At 66.9% G+C, this 17,406-nt stretch carries 17 protein-coding genes; 11 read left to right on the top strand and 6 right to left on the bottom strand.

Annotation, left to right across the window (positions count from 1 at the left end; genetic code table 11):
• Window positions 1-3 precede the first annotated feature (3 nt).
• The gene (locus N6C22_RS14380) at window positions 4-756 is read right to left on the bottom strand and encodes an MBL fold metallo-hydrolase (protein ID WP_261651811.1); all 753 of its coding nucleotides are present in this window, start codon (window positions 754-756) and stop codon (window positions 4-6) included.
• A gap of 84 nt (window positions 757-840) precedes the next feature.
• On the opposite strand from N6C22_RS14380, the gene N6C22_RS14375 reads away from it, so the two are divergent.
• Complete coding sequence (locus N6C22_RS14375; protein ID WP_261651810.1) at window positions 841-2,973, top strand: CHAT domain-containing protein; 2,133 nt, start codon at window positions 841-843, stop codon at window positions 2,971-2,973.
• A gap of 174 nt (window positions 2,974-3,147) precedes the next feature.
• Here N6C22_RS14375 and N6C22_RS14370 read toward each other — a convergent pair whose 3' ends face one another.
• On the bottom strand, window positions 3,148-3,666 hold the full coding sequence (locus N6C22_RS14370) for a hypothetical protein (RefSeq protein WP_261651808.1): 519 nt from the start codon (window positions 3,664-3,666) through the stop codon (window positions 3,148-3,150).
• 172 nt (window positions 3,667-3,838) lie between these two features.
• On the opposite strand from N6C22_RS14370, the gene N6C22_RS14365 reads away from it, so the two are divergent.
• Together N6C22_RS14365 and N6C22_RS14360 are read left to right on the top strand one after the other, a co-directional pair.
• Complete coding sequence (locus N6C22_RS14365; protein ID WP_261651807.1) at window positions 3,839-4,177, top strand: winged helix-turn-helix domain-containing protein; 339 nt, start codon at window positions 3,839-3,841, stop codon at window positions 4,175-4,177.
• A 40-nt stretch (window positions 4,178-4,217) separates the two neighbouring features.
• On the top strand, window positions 4,218-4,868 hold the full coding sequence (locus N6C22_RS14360) for a hypothetical protein (protein ID WP_261651806.1): 651 nt from the start codon (window positions 4,218-4,220) through the stop codon (window positions 4,866-4,868).
• A 36-nt stretch (window positions 4,869-4,904) separates the two neighbouring features.
• On the opposite strand, the gene ligA is transcribed toward N6C22_RS14360, so the two are convergent.
• Window positions 4,905-6,560, bottom strand: coding sequence for an ATP-dependent DNA ligase LigA (gene ligA, locus N6C22_RS14355; RefSeq protein ID WP_261651805.1), 1,656 nt, complete (start codon window positions 6,558-6,560; stop codon window positions 4,905-4,907).
• Between the two features lie 263 nt (window positions 6,561-6,823).
• Between ligA and N6C22_RS14350 the strand changes: the two genes are divergently transcribed.
• The 7 genes from N6C22_RS14350 to N6C22_RS14320 all read left to right on the top strand — a co-directional run bounded on the left by N6C22_RS14350 (window position 6,824) and on the right by N6C22_RS14320 (window position 13,094).
• Window positions 6,824-8,386 (top strand): hypothetical protein, encoded by a 1,563-nt coding sequence (locus tag N6C22_RS14350; RefSeq protein ID WP_261651804.1) that lies wholly within the window; start codon window positions 6,824-6,826, stop codon window positions 8,384-8,386.
• A gap of 29 nt (window positions 8,387-8,415) precedes the next feature.
• Window positions 8,416-9,408, top strand: a complete 993-nt coding sequence (cofD, locus tag N6C22_RS14345) for a 2-phospho-L-lactate transferase (protein ID WP_261651803.1) — start codon at window positions 8,416-8,418, stop codon at window positions 9,406-9,408.
• Window positions 9,405-10,169: a tRNA-dihydrouridine synthase gene (locus N6C22_RS14340; protein WP_261651802.1), complete on the top strand. Its 765-nt coding sequence runs from the start codon at window positions 9,405-9,407 to the stop codon at window positions 10,167-10,169. The genes cofD and N6C22_RS14340 overlap by 4 nt, the downstream gene beginning before the upstream one ends.
• An 85-nt stretch (window positions 10,170-10,254) precedes the next feature.
• A complete protein-coding gene (locus N6C22_RS14335; RefSeq protein WP_261651801.1) occupies window positions 10,255-11,100 on the top strand; it encodes a triphosphoribosyl-dephospho-CoA synthase in 846 nt (281 codons plus the stop codon).
• A complete protein-coding gene (locus N6C22_RS14330; protein WP_261651800.1) occupies window positions 11,097-11,699 on the top strand; it encodes a DUF447 domain-containing protein in 603 nt (200 codons plus the stop codon). Before N6C22_RS14335 ends, N6C22_RS14330 begins: the two co-directional genes overlap by 4 nt.
• Before the next feature lie 24 nt (window positions 11,700-11,723).
• A complete protein-coding gene (locus N6C22_RS14325) occupies window positions 11,724-11,915 on the top strand; it encodes a 30S ribosomal protein S17e (protein ID WP_261651799.1) in 192 nt (63 codons plus the stop codon).
• Window positions 11,916-12,110: 195 nt separating this feature from the next.
• Window positions 12,111-13,094 carry an aldo/keto reductase gene (locus N6C22_RS14320; RefSeq protein WP_261651798.1) on the top strand — a complete coding sequence of 328 codons (984 nt, stop codon included), beginning with the start codon at window positions 12,111-12,113 and terminating at the stop codon, window positions 13,092-13,094.
• A 69-nt stretch (window positions 13,095-13,163) separates the two neighbouring features.
• Here the strand turns inward: N6C22_RS14320 and N6C22_RS14315 are convergent, their stop codons facing one another.
• Window positions 13,164-13,676 carry a hypothetical protein gene (locus N6C22_RS14315; RefSeq protein WP_261651797.1) on the bottom strand — a complete coding sequence of 171 codons (513 nt, stop codon included), beginning with the start codon at window positions 13,674-13,676 and terminating at the stop codon, window positions 13,164-13,166.
• A 181-nt stretch (window positions 13,677-13,857) separates the two neighbouring features.
• On the opposite strand from N6C22_RS14315, the gene asd reads away from it, so the two are divergent.
• Complete coding sequence (asd, locus tag N6C22_RS14310) at window positions 13,858-14,898, top strand: aspartate-semialdehyde dehydrogenase (protein ID WP_261651796.1); 1,041 nt, start codon at window positions 13,858-13,860, stop codon at window positions 14,896-14,898.
• 49 nt (window positions 14,899-14,947) lie between these two features.
• Here asd and N6C22_RS14305 read toward each other — a convergent pair whose 3' ends face one another.
• Together N6C22_RS14305 and N6C22_RS14300 are read right to left on the bottom strand one after the other, a co-directional pair.
• On the bottom strand, window positions 14,948-16,282 hold the full coding sequence (locus tag N6C22_RS14305; RefSeq protein WP_261651795.1) for a cytochrome P450: 1,335 nt from the start codon (window positions 16,280-16,282) through the stop codon (window positions 14,948-14,950).
• A 47-nt stretch (window positions 16,283-16,329) separates the two neighbouring features.
• Window positions 16,330-17,298: a D-2-hydroxyacid dehydrogenase gene (locus N6C22_RS14300; RefSeq protein WP_261651794.1), complete on the bottom strand. Its 969-nt coding sequence runs from the start codon at window positions 17,296-17,298 to the stop codon at window positions 16,330-16,332.
• Window positions 17,299-17,406: the final 108 nt, after the last annotated feature.

The raw sequence follows: 17,406 nt of genomic DNA, 5'->3' as shown, positions 1-17,406 counted from the left end.
GACCTACCGTTCGTCCAGCACGACCGGGACACCCCGGCGTGCCACGTCTTTTGCGAACTCGCCCGAATCCGTGGTGAGGATGTCGATGGTGTTGTAGTGGACCGGCAGGACCAGGTCGGGGTCCATCGCCTCGGCCAGGTCCGCGGCCTCGTGGCGGTCGGAGACGACCGTCCCGCCGATGTTCGCGAGGAACAGCGACACGTCCAGTTCGGCGAACCCGTCCAGCGCGTCGGAGTCACCCGGCCAGAACACCGAGGTTCCGCCGATGGCGAGCTTGAACCCACACCCGAACCCTTCCGGATGTGGGACGCTCCCGTCCGGCTTCGCGTGGGGGCCATCCGACTCGTTGTACGCCGGGACCGACCAGACATCTACCCCGGCCGCACTCACGTGTGCCTCGTCGTCCACACGGACCACCTCGTACGGCAGCTCCTCGACCGGTTCGACGTCCCGGTCGATGTTGCTGGCGTCGACCGCCTCGTAGACGACCAGTTTCGCGTCGCTGTCGGCGACTCGCGTGACGGCGTCGGAATCGTAGTGATGGTCGTGGGTGATACAGACCACGTCGCCGTCCTTCGGGTACTCGTCCTGCGGTTTGGGATGTGGAAGGTCCTGGCCACCCGGCGGTTCCCACTCCCCGGAGAGCACACCGTACCGTCCGGGGTCGAGGTAGACTACGGTTCCGTCCGGGGCCTCGATGCGCGTGGTCGCGTACCCGAGCCAGTCGACGAGTAGGCCGTCGTGTCGAATCGTCATGGATGGCCGTTCGACTGCCCGGGAGAAAAGCGTCCCGTCGGCGGAAACGACTACATGCTCGCGGGCCAATCACCGGGTAATCGAATGGCACTGGAGTATCGGCAGACGACGGACCCGTGTGGTATCGAGGTGCTCGATTCGATAGCGCAGGTCAGCATTCACGCCTCGACGTCCAACAGCGAGTTCCGTAGTGGGCCGACGAACGTCCCGTTTCAGGACTTCATCGACGAGACCATCGAGTTAGAGACATGGTACATCGAGCTCTCCACCGATCTGTTGCTCTACGTGTTCGACGAGGACATGGAACTCCTGCGACGGCGTATCGGGAAGGAGCAGTTCTCCCTCCCGTTCGACACGTACGTTATAACCTTCCCGACGCCGTTGAAAATCTACCTCCTGTTCACGGGGGCTCCCGAAATCAAGGGTGGCAACGGCGAGACTCGAATCGAGCTCGACGAGGCACGACCGGTCGTGTTGGGGTTCCGTTCCAACCACACGGAACCCAACACGACGGTTCGAACGACCAACCGACCGGAGGACCTCGCTCGGGCGATAAGCGCGCTCGGTGGGTCGTTTTCGACCAACTCACCGAACCGGACCTGGTCCGGTCTCCGTGATCACCCGCCCCGACTCGAACTCGGGTCGGAACTGTCGATTCCAGATGGTATCGAGAGGCCGACGACCGATATCGATATCCTCGTCCCACCGCGTTATGGGGCACTGTTCACCGCGGCCCCACTCACCCACTACCTCTCAGCGAGGCTTCGAACCGGAGACCGACCGGCGATACTCGCAGGTGACGAACGTCTCGACCTGGGGGTCGACCAGCCACTGGAGGACGACCTGATACAGGTGCAGCGGCAGATGTTCTTTCTGGACTGCGTTGTCCGGTCTATCGGTCTCTATAAGCACGACCCCATACTCGACGAAGCGACACTTTCTCGGCTGCCCTTCGACCTAGAGTGGGCCTACGATGCGACGCTTGCCGACCGCCTCAACGCGTACCTGTCGGTCGAATACACAGATATCGAACCGCATATGCCCCGGATACCGATGGTCGCACACCTGCCAGCGCGACCGGAGTCGGTGAGGGTACTCCCGCACGTGTTACACCGACTCGGGGTGGTTCGACCCGCCCGTGCCAGCCCGACGAGTCCGGAGTCATCGACCATCTCAGCGTTCACCCGTGGCACTGGGTCACGGGACAGTCCTACGGTGGGGGCGACGACCAGCCAAACCGAACCACACGTCGAACTGTCGCCGCCCGACGATGCGATAACCCAGGCATGGTTCGGCCCAGGGATTCCGACGAACGCGAGCAAGGCGACGTGGACCAGTCTGGAACACGGCTCCGGCACGGGGCTCGAGAAGGACTCCATCGAGGTCGCAGTCGTCTGTAACGACGAGTCGATGCTGCCGGAGCACGACCTCCTGGACGAGTTATATCACAAAGACCTCGGTATCGACCGACACATCAGCTGCTTCTCGGATCTGTCTCGGGGGGAACTGGCGGGGCTACTCACCGACGAACAGTACGACCTGCTGCATTTCGTGGGCCACGCGACTCGAGGTGGGCTTCACTGTCGAGATGGCGTGCTCGATGCAGGTAGACTCTCGTCGGTCGGGTTAGACCTGTTCGTCCTGAATGCCTGCGAGACCTACCATCAGGCGAAGGCGCTCGTCGATGGCGGCGCTGTTGCCGGGGTCGCGACCCACACGCGGGTCACTAACCGGGACGCGACCACCATCGGACGGAACGTCTCTCGGCTGCTTAGCGAGGGGTTCTCGATGAGTGCAGCCGTCGAACAGGCGACGATGCACCTGGACAGCCAATCCCAGTATCTCGTGGTCGGTGACGGCCTTGCACGGTACTCGACCCGGGAGAACGTCACTCCGACGGTGCTGACGGTGAACTTGTGCGACGAGGATGAGGCGGCTCTCTCGGTGCAGACGTACCTCTGGGAGACGAACAAGTTGGCCAGCGTCTCGGTGAACTACGTGTACGACGAGGCCGGGACGGAGATAGAGTGGTCCGAGTCGATGCTCGACCCTGGGGAGACGTCTGCGTACACGCTCGAACGGGACCGGCTCCCGGAGGTGGTGATGGACTTCGGGGATTCGGAGGCAGGGCCACCACTCCGGTTCGATGGGCAGCTCCACTGGCCGGACTCTGAAACCGACATCGAACGGTTGTTGGAACGACATCGCGACCACTGACGAATGTATTCTCGATGGTCGGCACATCGCGAATCGAGCAGACCCGTCTCTTGAACGCCTGTGAGACGCCCCAAAGAGCGCGCCGTCCGGTCTACACTGGTGCAGTCACGGTGTGGGTACACTCGGGCTACGACACTGACGGTACACGGCCCACCATCGGCCGCGCCGAATGCTTCACTCCAGTTCGGTCCACGACCGCGTGGTGTCGTAGTCGACGATCTCGATGACGTCGTCGACCTCGTCGAGGGGTTCGTCGAAGGCGCGGCGAAGGATCTCGGCGGCGACGTAGGCGTCGGCGGATGCGACCGGCTCGTGGAACCGGATGGCGACGCCGCAGTCGCCGTCGACCTCGATGGTCATCTGCTGGTCGGCGGCGACGGCGTGGACCATCCGGCGCACGTCGCCCTCGACGTTCTGCGCGTAGTGGACGCCCTTGATGTAGTCGTAGCGCCCGTCGGGGCCGTCGTAGAGTCGGATTCGCGTATGGTCGGAGACCATCGGGCGTTCGAGATGCGCGTCGAAGAACCGGGCGAGGCGAGTGCGATGTTCCCCGGTGGCCACGACGTCGCTCTCGATGTTCCGTTCGAGATAGTCCCATACGACGGCCGGTGGGACGTCAAGTTCTGTCGCACGTTCCAGTACCCATTCCGTCTGGTCCTCCCGGACCCCACCGGGAGGAATGCCGAAGCTCATATGCGACACAGCATGCCCCAGCAGTTAAAAGATGTTGGCATGATAGCCTATATTTTCAAAATAATGTAGTTATTAGGGCTATATATTCAACACATGTTTGATATTGTTGGGCTGGCTGAACGAAAGGTGGTCTTCAAAATATACTTGGTGGCATGGTCCATTGCATCGGTCGATGTCTGCGCATCAGTCGTTCGACCCACCGCTGACCCAGGCGCTCGCCTATCCCGCGAGGGTGGCGATACTGGGAATCCTCGTCGAGCGTCACGACGAGCGACTCGGGGCGAGCGAGGTGGCGACCGAAGCCGACCTCTCGCCGAGTACGTTCCACGACCACCGTGACGCGCTCATCGGCCTCGGCCTGATGGAGAAACACGACGGTGAAGGGTACCCGTCGTACTCGCTCGCCGACACCGAACAGACGGCGATTCTCCGCGAGTTGAACACGGTTTTGAGCCGGCTTTACGCGGAACAAGAGGATTTCTCGGCGTCGGTCGAGGAGTTCGTCGAGTGAGCAAGAAGCGTTTTGGTCGTTCGGCTGGTACGAACCGTCGATGGATGCCGACCGAATCGTGTTCGAGCGGCAGTTGTCCGGCGCGAAGTTCCGCGACGGGGCTGGCGACGAAGACTTCTCCGCGATACTGGCCGACTACAAACAGCACGGCTGTGCGATGCTGGTCTCGGGAGACGTAGGCATGGACACCGTCGCTCGGGCATTCCGCCTGCTCGGCGGTTCGGCGGACGCCGACCGAAAGCGAGTGGTCCTCACCCCGTCGACGGACCAGAACGTGGCGTCGTTTCTCCCGGAGGGTGTTTCGCCGTCCGACCCCGATGTACGTGTCTACGCTGGCGACGAGTTCCAGAGTCTCTCGGGTGTTCGGAACGCGGTGTTCGAATCGGTGGTTCGGTTCGACACCCGTGAGTCGACGCTCGGCTCCGGGCAGTTGCGGCTGCTCGCGCCGACCGCCGGCGCGTTACTCGCGGACGTCGACCCGCAGCGGCGTGAGCGCTTCTTCCGGTCGCTGGGAACCGTCGTCCGCGGCTGTCGCGGGATGGGGTACTTCCACGTCGGCGCAGACGACGTTCCCCACGGGGTCGTCGACCTCTTCGACGGCTGGATAGAACTCAGGGAGGGGGCGACCGGGCCGCAACAGCGCTGGCACGTGCCAGCGGGTGAACGGACCACGACGTGGATGTCGCTCTGACTGCCGGCGACGGACCCAACACGAATCTTCTGCGCGTCACTGCGCGTCGGCGAGTCGTTCGACCCGCGAGAGCGAATCGGCGTCGGCGGGTTCCTTGTCGTCCCGAACCGCGACGAAGCGGGGGAACCGGAGCGCGTACCCGGACGAGTACGTCGGTGACGCTTGTATCTCTTCGTAGCCGACCTCGAAGACGACGGCGGGGGCGACCGTGACGGCCTGTCCGTCCTGGGACTGGACGTGGGGTTCGAGCAGTTCGGTCAGGTCTGCGAGCTCTTCGTCGGTGATGCCGGTGGCGACCTTGCCGATGGTCTCGAACTCGCCGGCGTCCTCGACTCGGACCGAGAGCTGGAACGTCCCCAGCAGTTCAGCGCGACGGCCCTCACCCCATTCCGCACCGGTGACGACGCAATCGAGCGTCTCCACGTCGGGCTTCCGTTTCAGCCAGTTCTGCCCACGCTTGCCCGGACTGTAGGTCGAGTCCGGAGCCTTCAGCATGATGCCCTCGTGCCCCGCGTCGAGCGCCTCGGCCTCGACGGCTGCGACCGTCTCGGGGTCGTCGGTCAGCGTCAGGTCACCGACGTTCGAGCTGAGAACCGACCGGAGACGGTCGTGTCGCTCGGTCAGCGGCGCGTCGAGCAGGTCCTCGCCGTCGGCGTGCAGGCAGTCGAACGCTCGGAGTTCGACGGTCACGTCCTCACGGGCCTTCGCCACGTCGTGCTTCCGGCGGAACCGGCGGAGCACCTGCTGGAACGGGAGCGGCTCTCCGTCGTCGCCGATGGCGACCACCTCGCCGTCGAGGATGGTTGGGGCGTCGCAGGCGGATTCGACGAACTCGACCACCTCGGGGAGCGCCGCGGTCACGTTCTCCATGTTGCGCGAGAACACCGAGACCGAGTCGCCGTCCCAGTGTACCTGGACCCGGGCACCGTCGAACTTCGTCTCGACTGCGGCCTCTTCCCAGGAATCGAGGGCGTCAGCGGCGGTCCCCGCCTGTGCGAGCATCGCCTGGACCGGCCGCCCGACGGTCAGCCGATGCTCGGCCAGTCCGGCCTCGCCATCGTCGCGGGCGGTCTCCGCCACGAGGCCGTAGTCGTTGGTCACCTGGACGGCTCGCTCGACCGCCTCGACCGGCACGTCGAACGCCTCGGCGATGGCGTCTCGCACCGCGCCTTCGCCGACCCCGATTCGCATCTCGGAGAGGACGAGGCGCGCGAGGAAGCGTGCCTCCTCCGGGCTGGACCGATTGAATAGCCCGAACAACAGGTCCAGTTTCGTGTCCTGGCTGCCGTCGCCCTCGGTGGCGGCGAGTGTCTCGAACGAGGCATAGAGCGAGTCGACGGTGAGGTCCTCGCTCCCGCCGGCACCAAACGCGGCGAGTCCTTGCTGCCCGCCGAAGTCGTAGCTGGCGGCGACCTCCCCGATCTCACCGAGGTCTGCGAGGCGCGCCTCGACGTCGTCCGAACGCACGTTCTGCCCCGCGGCACGTGCGATGGCGGCGTACACCGTGTTCGGTCCCACGTCGAGTTTCCGTTCGTCCCACGCCGGGAACACCCGGCCCTGGACGAAGCGCGCCACGACCGGCAGGTCCGCCCCGGCGTCCCGGAACAGGTCGCGGACGAGGGAGACGGTCTCCAGGTCCGCCGGCTCTGCTTCTATCTCGGCCGCGCGGGCGGCGAAGGCAGCGAACTCCATTGGCGGCATCTCTGCCTGACGCGAGTATAAACGACCCGACTTCGACGACCGTGCGAGGAGCGCCGAGCCGGGGATTCATACCGGAAGCCGCGGCCAGTTCCGGCGTGTCCTGACGACCATCGCCGGCAGGGCAGCGGTCGTGCGACACCGCCTGCCGGCGATTCGCCGTGGTGTCGCCTGTTCGCCCGAAGGTCGTCCACCCAGGACGAACCTAGCCTCGCTACCCGCGGGTTTGAAGGCCGCGCCAGCCCGATACCCGCTATATGCCGGACGATGACCTCGCCGCACGAGTCGAAGACGTGCTCGCTGTCGACCCCGAGGAGTTCCAGTCACAGGTCGACGCCGACGCCGAGACGATCAAGGAGGAACTGGCGGCAGGGACGTTCGACAACCCCCAGGCCATCCTCGGGTTCGAGTACGAGTTCTACGCGGTCTCCGAGAGCGACGGTGACATCCAGAGCGACACCGACGAGTGCGCCCTGACCCGGGTTCCGCGCCGACTCCTCGAGTTCATCGGCTTCGAGAAGGAGCTCGGGCTCCACAACGCGGAGATGACGACGAGCCCGCAGCCGTTCAACCGCCACGGCCTCCTCGCCCAGGAGCACGAGGTGCTCTCGCGCCTGCAGACCGCGCTCGACTGCACCCGCCCAGAAGGGATACGGCTGGTGAGCGATGGCCTCTGGACCATCCCGCCGGAGGGGGAGACCAGCCGCGAGTACCTCACCGACAGCGTCGAGGACCGCGGTGTTCGCATCGCGAGCAACATGAGCGACAGCGCTCGCTATCACGCGATGGCGAACACCGACCGGGGGACCGCAGCAGGGATGCGCCTGGACGCGCCACACATCGACCTCCAGGCCGACACCGTGTTCCCCGAGAGCCTCATCACCTCCATCCAGCCCCACTACCAGGTGCCGCACGCGGCCGACCTGCCGACGTACTTCCAGTACGCCATCCGTGTCGCCGGTCCGCTGCTCGCGCTGGGTGCCAACTCGCCTTTCTTCCCGCCGGACCTCTACGACGACGACGCGAGCGCCGAGGAGATTCTCGCGGATGGCTGGATGGAACACCGTATCAGCGTGTTCGAGACCGTGCTCAACGCCCGTGCCGACACGGTCGGGAAGGTCCGGTTCCCCCGCGACATCGACTCGGTCGAGCAGGCCGTCGACCGCATCGCCGAGGACGACACGTTCGTCCCGATGCCCGTCTCGGAATCCGACCGCTTCGACGACGCGTTCGCGCACTTCCGGACGAAACACGGCACGTACTGGCGATGGGTTCGCCCGGTGTTCGGCGGGCCGACGCGCTCGGCGGCGAACGCTCGCATCGAGTTCCGGCCCATCCCGGCCCAGCCCACGGTGACCGACTCGGTCGCCTTCCAGGCCGTCTTCGCCGGGTTGATGGACAGCCTGCCGCGGCTCGAACACCCGGTCCACGACCTCGACTGGGAGCTCGCCCACGACAACTTCTACCGGGCGATGCGCGACGGGCTCGACGCCGAGTTCACCTGGATAACCAACGACGGCAAGGAGACCAGCGACACGACCGCCATCTTCGCCGACCTGTTCGACCACGCCGAGGCCGGCCTGAAGAACCGCGGGCTGAGCGACGACGAGGCGGCGCACTACCTCTATCCCCTGCGGATGCGCGTCCGCCAGGAGACGACACCGGCGAGCTGGAAGCACGAGCGCGTCGCGAACGCGGTCGAGGATGGGGTCGACTTCGCAGACGCCGTCCACGCCACCCAGCGCGAGTACGTCGCCAACCAGCGGAAGACGTTGCTGGATGGGACGTTCGCCGACTGGCTACGTCAAGGCCGGAACTGATTATAGCCCCCACGCTGAAACGGGGTCACATGGTGACGTTCCTCTCCGGTGGCACCGGAACACCAAAGCTCCTAGACGGTGCCGCTGCCGCCTTCTCGCCGGACGAGACGACCGTTATCGCCAACACCGGGGACGACATCGAACTCGGCGGACTGTTCATCTGTCCCGATATCGACACGCTGGTGTTCCAGGGTGGTGGCATCCTCGACCGCGAGCGGTGGTGGGGGATCCGTGGCGACACGACACGAACGCACGACGCTCTCTACGACATCGCGAACGCGATGGGGCTGCCGGAGGGCCCACAGTTCCTTCCGGCGGACCAGCAGACGGCGGGCCGCGACATCGCCCGCTGGCGACGCTTCTCTGGCGTCGCCGAGTTCATGGAGATCGGCGACCGCGACCGCGCGGTCCACATCACACGGACCAGTCTGCTCGACGCTGGCCACACGCTCTCGGAGGTGACGAAACAGCTCGCGGAAGGGTTCGGCCTGAGCATCGATATCCTGCCCATGACCGACGACCCCGTCGCGAGCCTCATCCACACCGACGATGGCATGATGCACTTCCAGGAGTTCTGGGTCGCCCACGGGGCGGAACCCGACATCGAGAACGTCGAGTTCCGTGGCTCCTCGAAGGCCGACCCGGCACCCGGTGTCCTCGACGCACTGGACGATACCGTCGTCATCGGGCCCTCGAACCCGGTGACGAGTATCGGCCCGATGCTCTCGATTCCCGAGTTCGGGCAGGCCCTGAGCGAGACGACCGTCGTCGTCGTCTCGCCGTTCCTCGGTGACGAGGTGTTCTCCGGCCCGGCCGCGAAGCTGATGGAGGCCGTCGGTGGCGAACCGAGCACGTCCGGACTCAGTGTCGCGTATCCGTTCGCCGACGCGTTCGTCGTCGACGAGTCCGACGACGTCTCCTTCGACGTGCCGACCGAGTACACGGACATCCGCATCGACGACCGTCAGGACGCGGCCCGCGTCTGTCAGGCGGTCACCCGGGCCATCGACGCGGCCGAATGACCAGGGACATGACTGCTGTCGAGTTCACCCCGCGCGTCGCACTCGCCAGCCTGAGTGGCGAGGCCGACGCCGAGTGGGCACGCGCCGGCAGCGAGTACGCGGGGCTGGCATTCATGGGCGGTATCGCACTGGACGAGGACTCCCGGGACGCCGCCCGGAAGCTCGTCGCGCGCGACCGGAACGAGTTCCTGCCCGAGGACCCGTTCGCGTTCATCGACGCCCAGCTCACGGCGCTCGCGGACGTCCCGATTCAGGCAGCATTCAACGTCCGGAGCGCGACGGTCGGCCCAGTTCGGAAGGCAGCGGCGGTCTGTGCCGACCACGAGGCGATTCTGGAGGTGAACGCCCACTGCCGGCAGGACGAACTCTGTGCGGCGGGCTGTGGCGAATCCCTGCTCCGAGACACCGACCGGCTCTGTGAGTACGTCAGCACTGCGGCCGAAACCGGCGCGACAGTCAGCGTGAAGGTTCGCGCAGAAGTCCCCGGCGTCGACCTCGCCGAGACCGCGAGCCGACTGGAGTCCGCGGGCGCGACGATGCTCCACGTCGACGCGATGGACTCCGAATCGGTGATCCGCGACGTGGTCGACGCCTGTGACTGCGTCGTCGTCGCGAACAACGGCGTCCGGAACCGCGAGACTGTCCACGAGTACCTCGACTACGGCGCGGACGCGGTCAGCGTCGGCCGGCCGAGCGACGACCCGGTCGTGATGGAACGGGTTCGGGACGCGACCGAGGCGTGGTTCGCGGCGCGGCCCTGACTGGCGCTGTGGACTCGATGGCGATGCTGGCAGTGCGTTCTCCGGTGGCGCGTGATTCTTCACGGCGGACGGCCAACCGTCAGCCATGCGAACACCAGCACAGAACGCGGAACTCGCTCTCTTGCTGGAGGTGGCGGGGACCCCGAAGCCGGGGAACGTCGACCGGCATCGCGACTTCCCTGACCTCCGGTTCGAGCACTTCCTCGCGGGAGCCGTCGGCGCGAGCGAGGGGCTGGGAGCCGCCGCCGACGGCGCGCCGGTCGGCGAGGCGTTCGAGACGGCCGTCGCGGGGATGGCCGACCAGCGCGGTGGGAACACGCAGTTCGGCGCGCTGTTGCTGCTCCTTCCGCTGGTCCGTGCGGCGGGCGAGGGCGACCTCAGTCCCGACGGTGTCGCGTCGGTCGTCGAGTCGACCACGGTCGCCGACGCTGCCGGGTTCTACCGGGCGTTCGACCACGTCGACGTGTTCGTCGACGACCCGCCCGCTGACGCCGGCGACCTCGACGCACGCCGGGGAAGTGACGCGATTCCGGCAGTCGAGGAGCGGGAAGTGACGCTTGCGGACCTGATGGCGATGAGCGCCCCCGAGGACGACAACGCGGTCGAGTGGACCGACGGGTTCCCCCGGACGTTCGCCGTCGCCGACCAGATCGCGGACGGAGACGGACCAGTGCTTGACCGGATCGCCGACGCGTTCCTCACCCAGCTGGCCGACTACCCCGACTCGCTCGTTGCGAAACAGCACGGGAGAGCGGTCGCGGAGGAGGTCGCCTCGCGGGCCGCCGAACTGCGGGATGCTGGCGCTGAGTCGGCCGCCATCGACGCCTTCGGCGACGACCTTGTCGACCGGGGCGTGAACCCCGGCACGACCGCGGACATCGTCGCCGCGGGGACGTTCGTCGCGCTCGAACGCGACGAGGTGGTCGTGTGACTGACCAGGCGGGCGGCGTCGACTGGCCGGTCGACCTCCGCGGCGTCACCGAGTCCGTCGTCGCGACCGAGGGACCGAACGGCCGCTGGAACCTTGCGGCTCTCGGCCTGCATTCGGGTGACCCCGTCACTGCGAGGACGTGGGGCCGCACCCGGACTCGCATCAACTTCGACCGCCGGGGCGAGGCTGTCGTGCAGTTCACCCGCGACCCGGTCCACTTCACCGAGGCCGCGCTGAACGTCTTCGAGCTCGACGAGCCGGTGCTCGACAGCGCCGACGCCTGGGTCCGGGTCGACGTGGAACTCGTGACCACCGGGGACGACGGGACGACCGACTGGGCCGAGTGGGAACTCCATCCCATCGAGGCCGCGGTCGAGCGCGAATCCGTCGTCCCCATCAACCGGGCGTTCGGGGCCGTCATCGAGGCGACGGTCGCGGCCTCCCGGCTCGACGTGCCGACCTACGACAGCACGACGCTCCGCCAGCGACTCTCGTACTTCGAGGCCGTGGTCGACCGCTGCGGCGGCGAGCGCGAGCGCGAAGCGATGGACCGAATCGCGACACTCACGGACTGGAAGACACAGAACGAATCCTTTTAGGGGCCGACCGAAGAATCAGCGGGTATGGCAATCAAACCCGACTACGTCAAGAAGACGGGTGCAATCCTGCTCGAACGGTACCCGAAGGCGTTCACAACGGACTTCGAGACGAACAAGAAGAGCGTCTCCAAGCTCACGAACATCGAGTCCAAGGGCGTGCGAAACCGGATCGCCGGCTACGTCACGCGCAAGAAGGGCGCGACCGAACAGCAGTAACGCGGCTTCTGCAGCACTGACTGTCTTCTCCCCGGTGACTCACGTCCGAGAGCGGTTGCCGTAGCTGTCAGTCTGTTCGTTTCCGGGCGGATAGCGTCTGGCGAACTCGGGCCGCATCGATTCGGCACGACGGCCATCGACCGCTAGCCTGCCCCGACCCGAATCCCTTTCCGGGGGACGCTCGTCGCCCCTCGCATGAACGACCGACGACTCGGTTCGACGGACGCACAGGTCACAGAGATCGGCCTCGGCTGCTGGCAGATCGGCGGGGCCTGGGGCGACGTGTCCGAGGAAGACGGCAAGGCCGCGGTTCGCGCCGCGCTCGACGAGGGAATCACGTTCCTCGACACGGCCGACGTGTACGGCGACGGCCGAAGCGAGCGCCTCATCCGTGAGGTGCTCGACGAACGCGAGGAGGACCCCTTCGTGGCGACGAAGGCGGGCCGCCGACTCGACCCGCACACCGCGGACCGGTACAACCACGAGAACCTCGAACGCTTCGTGGACCGGAGCCGGGAAAACCTGGGCGTCGACACGCTCGACCTCGTCCAGTTGCACTGCCCGCCGACCGACGCGTACTACCAGCCCGAGACGTTCGCGGCCATGGACGCGCTGAAAGATGCGGGAAAAATCGACCACTACGGCGTCTCGGTCGAGCGCGTCGAGGAGGCGATGAAGGCCATCGAGTACCCCGGCGTCGAGACCGTCCAGATAATCTTCAACCCGTTCCGCCAGCGTCCTGCGGCGCGGTTCTTCGAGGCGGCCCAGCAGGAGGACGTCGGCGTCATCGTCCGGGTCCCGCTCGCCTCCGGGCTTCTCACCGGGAAGCTCGACGCCGACGCCGAGTTCCCGGAGAACGACCACCGGAACTTCAACCGCGAGGGAGAGGCGTTCGACATCGGCGAGACGTTCGCCGGCGTCCCGCTGGCCGCGGGGGTCGAGGCGGCCGAGCAACTGCGGCCGGCGGTGCCGGAGAACGCGACGATGGCGCAGTTCGTGCTCCGGTGGATCCTCTCGTTCGACGCGGTGTCGACCGTGATTCCGGGGTCGACCTCGCCGGCGCACATCGCCGACAACGTCGCGGCGGCCAGCCTGCCGGCCCCGTCACCCGAGGACCGGCGACTGGTCGAGGACGTGTACGACGAGCGAGTCCGCGAGTACGTCCACCACCGCTGGTGAGAACGGCTCTGCAGGGGATGTAACTCGGGAGAACGAAGGTCGCAGTTCAGGACGGGACGCTCTTTCGGCTCACTCAGCGGGGTCGTCGGGAGCCGACTGTTCGTCGGCGGTATCGTGGTCGGTTTCGCCTTCTGAGTCCGTGTCTGCACCCGTTTCTGCCTTGGCTTCGCCGGCCACGTCCGTGGTCTCCTCGTCGGTGGTCTCCTCGCCGGTCGTCTCCTCACCGGCGGTTGCCGCATCGTCCGGCTCCGAGTCGACACCTTCTTCCAGGGCCTCTGCGGCCTCTTTCCGCTTGTCCAGCACCGCGGACGACACCGCGTTCGAGGCAGCGGCAGCGGCGACCGGGTTCCCTTTGACGCGGGCGCTCCGGACCACGGCCTCGGCGGCCTCCTTCGACCGTGCAGCCCGGGCAGCCCGGCGAACCTGCGCGAGTGAGACGAGGTGGGTCTCGGGTCCGGCGATGCCGATGGTCGCGTAGGAAGCACCGGAGAGGAGGAGTTCACGGCGGTGCATCGGGAACGAGCCCTCCTCGTCGGAGCCGTCCTCGGTCGTCCCGTCGGAAGTGAAGGGTGTGTCAGCCATGGGGATGCTCGTGACGAGCCGACTGCCCCGGGGCAGCAGGGCTCATCTGTCTACTGAACCTTCCGATGCAACGCCTATACCAGTTGCGGCTGGGTGTCGTGGGCGGGATTCCGGTGACGACCCCAGCAAACGCTGACCCCACCCGAAGGGTTTTGCTGCGGCGGGGTTTTCCCGTCTAACAATGACTGTCCGCGTTGGCGTCCTCGGCGCGACCGGTGCCGTAGGACAGCGACTCATCCAGCTTCTCGAACCGCACGACGACTTCGAAATCGCCGCACTCACGGCCAGCGAATCCAGCGCCGGAAAGACCTACCGCGAGGCCGCGAAGTGGCGCGTCGACTCCCCGATTCCGGAGAGCATCGCCGAACAGACCGTCACCGCGACCGACCCCGACGAGGTTCCCGACGACGTCGACCTCCTGTTCTCTTCGCTCCCCTCCTCGGTCGGCGAGGCCGTCGAGCCCGCCTTCTGTGAGGCCGGCTACGTCGTCTCCTCGAACTCCTCGAACGCCCGGATGGCCGAGGACGTCCCCCTCATCATCCCCGAGGTCAATGCTGACCACCTCGACATGCTGGAGGTCCAGCGCGAGGAGCGCGGCTGGGACGGCGCACTCGTGAAGAACCCGAACTGCTCGACCATCACCTTCGTGCCGACGCTCGCCGCGCTCGCGGACGCCGGCTACGAGCTCGAGACCGTCCACGTCTCGACCCTGCAGGCCGTCTCCGGCGCGGGCTACGACGGCGTCACCTCGATGGAGATCATCGACAACGCCATCCCGCACATCGGCGGCGAGGAGGACAAGCTGGAGACCGAGTCCCGCAAGCTGCTTGGCTCGTTCGACGGCGCGAGCTTCGAACTCGAGGGCTTCGACGTGGCCGCCTCGTGTAACCGCATCCCGACGCTGGACGGCCACCTGGAGAACGTCTTCGTCGGCACCGCCGAGGAACTCACGCCCGAGGACGCCGCCGAGGCCATGGAAGCGTACCCGAGCCTCGACCTGCCCTCCTCGCCCGAGCCGCTCATCCACGTCTTCGAGGAGCCCGAGCGGCCCCAGCCGCGCCTCGACCGCACCCTCGGCGGCGGCATGGCCGTGGCTGCTGGCGGCTTCAAGCAGACCGAACTCGGCCTGCAGTACAACTGCCTCTCCCACAACACCATCCGCGGCGCGGCCGGTGCGAGCGTCCTGAACGGCGAACTGCTGCTCTCGGAAGGCTACCTGTAGACCGGCTCTCGTCTCTCCTTCGCCCGGTTATCGCTCTTCGTTCGCCCGGTTATCGTTCGTGGACCCGCATCTCGATGGGCGAAGTCGGTCTGGTGGTGATGCTGGCGGCGAGGTCCAGCGACGGGTCGGAGACGAGTTCGAGGTGATACGCTTGCAGGATACGCGCCAGCACCAGCCGGGCCTCCATCATGGCGAAGCGGTCGCCGATACACCGGCGAGGCCCACCGCCGAACGGGAAGTAGGCGTATCGCGGTAGCTCGGCCTCGAACTCGTCGGTCCAGCGGTCGGGCCGGAACGCCATCGGGTCGTCGTAGTGCGCGGGGTCGCGGTGGACCGTCCACTGGGGCATCGAGATGGGCGACCCGGCCGGAACCCGGTAGCCGTCGAACACCACGTCCTCGGTGGGCTCCCGGATGATGGCGTGGACCGGCGGGTAGAGCCGCATCGACTCCTTCACGACGCGCTCGAGGTACGGCAGGTCCCCGAGGTCCGCCACGGTCGGGGTCGCGCCGTCCAGCGTGTCGTCGAGTTCCGTCACCAGTCGCTCCTCGATGTCGGGGTGCTGGGCGAGCACGAACAGGGTGAACGAGAGCGACAGCGCGGTCGTCTCGTGGCCGGCGAGGAACAGCGTCATCACCTCGTCGCGGAGCTGGTCGTCGCTCATCGTCCGGCCGTCCTCGTCCTCGGCCGCGAGGAGTGCTGAGATGACGTCGTCGCCGGGGTCCGCGCGGCGCTCCTCGATGATATCGTCGACGACGGCGTCGAGAATCGCCATGGCCTCGTCGAACCGTCGCTTGCCCGGGGTCGGAACCCAGTTGGGGACCATCGACGAGGAGAGCGATTCCGCGTAGCCCATCACCACGTCGAGCGCCTCGGCGACGACCTCGGTGCGGTCGCTCACGTCCACGCCGAACAGCGACCGGGCGACGATCTCGCCGGTCAGCGCCAGCATGTCCTCGTGGAGGTTCCGGACCTCGCCGGGGTTCCACGTCGCCAGCTCCTCCTCGGTCTCCTCGACCATGATGTCCGCGTAGTGGGTCAGGGCGTCGGGCCGGAAGGCGGGCTGGATGCGGTGGCGCTGTTTGCGCCACTGCTCACCCTCGCTGGTGAGCAGGCCCTGGCCGACCACCGGCGAGAGCAGGGTCTGGAAGATATCTCCCTTGATGAACTTCTCGTTCTCGTGGACGAGCACGCGCTCGATGTGCTCGGGGCCGGTCAGGAGGTAGAACGTCTCGGTGAGCACGTCGAAACTCGCCACCGGGCCGTAGGTCCGGGCGACCTTCGTCCGGAAGGTGAAGGGGTCGCGCTGGAAGTCGAGGGTACTGCCGAGGACGGGGAGACCGCGGGGACCCGGCGGCCGCCAGTCCGTCGTCTGCTGGGGCATGTCCCGTGTGTTGGTCCCCTCGGGTGAAGAATCGTCCGCCAGCGTCGCTACACCTGCACCTGGTTCTCCAGCCCCTCGTACTCGCCCGTCTCGGTGACGTGGCGGACGTTCGAGGCCACGATGTCGGCCAGTCGCTCGTAGTAGTGCGGCGTGTGTCCGGCGTTGTGCGGGGTTATCTGGACGTTGCCGAGGTTCCAGAGGTCGTGGTCCGCCGGCAGCGGTTCGGGGTCGGTCACGTCGAGTGACGCCCCGCGAATCCAGTTGCTCCGCAGGGCGTTGAGCAGCGCGTCGGTGTCGACGACCGGCCCGCGCGCGACGTTGACGACGACCGCGTTCGGCGGGAGCGTGACGAGTTCCGAGGTGCCGACGAGGCCCTCGGTCAGGTCGGTGAGGGGGCAGGCCAGCACGAGGTAGTCGGTGCGGGCGAGCGCGTCGTGGATGGCGTCCTCCTCGAACCCGATGACCTCGTCGGTCGGGCCGCCCTTCTCCGGCGAGTAGCGCACGCCGACCGTCTCGACGCCGAAGCCCTGTAGTCGCTTGGCGGTGGCCTGCCCGAGGGCGCCCAGCCCGACGATGGTGACGGTCGAACCCTTCAGTTCGTGGGTCTCGTAGCTGCGCCACTCCTTGCGGTCCTGCCGGCGGAAGCCCTCGTGGAACCGCCGCGAGAACGTCAGGATGGCCCCGAGGACGTGCTCGCCGATGTTCGGCCCGTGGACGCCCGAGGCGTTGGTGAGGGTGACGCCCAGCTCGTCGAGGCGGTTCCGTGGGAGGTGCCCGGTCCCGGCGTAGGCGCAGGCGAACAGCTGGAGGTTCTCGGCGCGGTCGAGCAACTCGTCGGTCAGCCACATCCCCGTCACGATTTCGGCGTCTTCGATGCTCTCGCGCTCCTGTTTCGGGGTGCGGGCGAGGGTGATGTCGTGGTCCGGCAGGCGGTCGCGGAGCGCCTCGGCGTACTGCTCGATGGGGATGCCGTGGGCGCCTTTTCGAAGTACCAGCACGTCTGGGGCGTCGCTCATGCGTGGCCGAACGAGGGCGCCCGGCTAACCGGTTACGGGATGGGGCGGGGTTTGCCGGAAGTTTCCGGGGGTGCCCCCCGGAACGAACCTGTTGGCTGCCAAATCGTT

The organism is Haloarchaeobius sp. HME9146 (genome assembly GCF_025399835.1).
Lineage (GTDB): Archaea > Halobacteriota > Halobacteria > Halobacteriales > Natrialbaceae > Haloarchaeobius.
This window is presented reverse-complemented; position numbering and strand designations above follow the sequence as displayed.

Bases quoted from the DNA above. Each gene is read 5' to 3' on its own strand.
- N6C22_RS14300 (WP_261651794.1), bottom strand. From the start codon at position 17,298: ATGAGCGACGCCCCAGACGTGCTGGTACTTCGAAAAGGCGCCCACGGC.
- ligA (WP_261651805.1), bottom strand. From the start codon at position 6,560: ATGGAGTTCGCTGCCTTCGCCGCCCGCGCGGCCGAGATAGAAGCAGAG.
- N6C22_RS14380 (WP_261651811.1), bottom strand. From the start codon at position 756: ATGACGATTCGACACGACGGCCTACTCGTCGACTGGCTCGGGTACGCG.
- asd (WP_261651796.1), top strand. From the start codon at position 13,858: ATGACTGTCCGCGTTGGCGTCCTCGGCGCGACCGGTGCCGTAGGACAG.
- N6C22_RS14335 (WP_261651801.1), top strand. From the start codon at position 10,255: ATGCGAACACCAGCACAGAACGCGGAACTCGCTCTCTTGCTGGAGGTG.
- N6C22_RS14350 (WP_261651804.1), top strand. From the start codon at position 6,824: ATGCCGGACGATGACCTCGCCGCACGAGTCGAAGACGTGCTCGCTGTC.
- N6C22_RS14375 (WP_261651810.1), top strand. From the start codon at position 841: ATGGCACTGGAGTATCGGCAGACGACGGACCCGTGTGGTATCGAGGTG.
- N6C22_RS14305 (WP_261651795.1), bottom strand. From the start codon at position 16,282: ATGCCCCAGCAGACGACGGACTGGCGGCCGCCGGGTCCCCGCGGTCTC.
- N6C22_RS14340 (WP_261651802.1), top strand. From the start codon at position 9,405: ATGACCAGGGACATGACTGCTGTCGAGTTCACCCCGCGCGTCGCACTC.
- N6C22_RS14365 (WP_261651807.1), top strand. From the start codon at position 3,839: ATGTCTGCGCATCAGTCGTTCGACCCACCGCTGACCCAGGCGCTCGCC.
- N6C22_RS14325 (WP_261651799.1), top strand. From the start codon at position 11,724: ATGGCAATCAAACCCGACTACGTCAAGAAGACGGGTGCAATCCTGCTC.
- N6C22_RS14320 (WP_261651798.1), top strand. From the start codon at position 12,111: ATGAACGACCGACGACTCGGTTCGACGGACGCACAGGTCACAGAGATC.
- N6C22_RS14370 (WP_261651808.1), bottom strand. From the start codon at position 3,666: ATGAGCTTCGGCATTCCTCCCGGTGGGGTCCGGGAGGACCAGACGGAA.
- N6C22_RS14315 (WP_261651797.1), bottom strand. From the start codon at position 13,676: ATGGCTGACACACCCTTCACTTCCGACGGGACGACCGAGGACGGCTCC.
- cofD (WP_261651803.1), top strand. From the start codon at position 8,416: ATGGTGACGTTCCTCTCCGGTGGCACCGGAACACCAAAGCTCCTAGAC.
- N6C22_RS14360 (WP_261651806.1), top strand. From the start codon at position 4,218: ATGGATGCCGACCGAATCGTGTTCGAGCGGCAGTTGTCCGGCGCGAAG.